This is a genomic window from Nocardiopsis sp. TNDT3 (assembly GCF_003427465.1).
Lineage (GTDB): Bacteria > Actinomycetota > Actinomycetes > Streptosporangiales > Streptosporangiaceae > Nocardiopsis > Nocardiopsis dassonvillei.
This window is the reverse complement of the sequence record NZ_QPFC01001235.1, coordinates 1-1,301: the sequence shown is the minus strand read 5'-3', so window position 1 is coordinate 1,301 and position 1,301 is coordinate 1. Positions and strand designations below refer to the sequence as shown.

Here is a 1,301-nt window from a genome sequence, read left to right as displayed (position 1 = left end):
CGCGCGGCCCACCGCCGCCGAAGCCCCCCACGGCCCCACCGAAACCACCCGGTGAGCGCGGAGGAACCCTCCTCCGCGCGCTCCGCCCCGGTCACGATCCTCGTCGTGGCACTGCTGTGCGCGCTGCTGCTCACGGCCGCCGCGCACCCCCATCCCACCGCCGTCCCGGCCGAGGGGGAGGACGACGGGATGTCGGTGCTGCACCGCGCCGCCGCAGCGGAGGACGAGGTCGCCTACTCGGCCGTGCGCGAGGTCACCGGACCGGAGGACACGGAGGGCGGGCAGTCCGCCGAGGGCCGGACGCTGCGCGTGCGCGTGGTGAACAGGCCCGGCGACGGCATCGCCCTGGCGCCCGTCGGAGACGAGGAGTCCGCCCTGGTGGTGGACGCGTCCTCGGCCCTGGAGTCGTTGGACGACCGCCTGCTCAGCATGCTCGGCGACACCTACGCCGTCTCGGACGCGGGCCCCGCCCGCCTGGACGGCCGGGAGGCCCGCCTGGTGGAGGCCAGGCACGCCGACGGCACCGTCGCCGGGCGGTTCTGGGTGGACACCGCCACCGGCCTGCTCCTGGGCCGGACCGTCTACGGCACCGGCGGCGAGCACGCGATCGGCTTCCGCCTCACGGGGCTCGAACTGGGGGAGGAGGACTGGCCGGAGGAGGCGCTCGGAGACTCCCCCTGGAGCGACACCCTCACCCGCACCGAGCGCGCGGACCTGCGCGCGGAGGAGTGGCCCCTCCCGGAGTACCTGGCCTGGAACCTGCGGCTGGTCGACGCCCGGTCCACCGAGCACGGCGGGCACCGCGTGGTGCACGCCGTCTACTCGGACGGTCTGTCCCAGGTGTCGGTTTTCACCCAACGTGGGAAGCTGGGCAGCAAGCATTCCCCCACAGAACCGAACGGATACGCCGGAACCGGGACGGGGGGAAGCGGCGTCACACCACAACACGGCACGATCTTCGGCGGTGACGCGGGCCAGTACCAGAGCATGTGGCAGGCGAACGGCTTCGTCTACACGGTGCTCGCGGACGCCCCCGCGGGGCTGGCCTCGTCCGCCGTGTCCGCGCTGCCCGGGCCGGGTTCGGGTTTCTGGGCCCGCGTGCACCGCGGTCTGTCCCGGCTGGGGTTCCTCTAGGGCTCCGGCCGGTCCCGTGCCGTCCCACAGCCGAGCGACTTACGGAGCAGGTCTTGAGCGAGGAAAACGGCCGCCCGGAACACGGGGGAGAGCCCGGCCGGGCGACCCCGCCGGGCGGTGGAACACCCCCTGAGCGCGCCGCGCCCGGTCCGGCGAACGCGCCGGAC

At 74.7% G+C, this 1,301-nt stretch carries 1 protein-coding gene; it reads left to right on the top strand.

The window, feature by feature from the left end:
• Positions 1-51 precede the first annotated feature (51 nt).
• Positions 52-1,134, top strand: a complete 1,083-nt coding sequence (locus DQW06_RS26260; protein ID WP_117199507.1) for a transcriptional regulator — start codon at positions 52-54, stop codon at positions 1,132-1,134.
• The last annotated feature ends 167 nt before the right edge of the window (positions 1,135-1,301 follow it).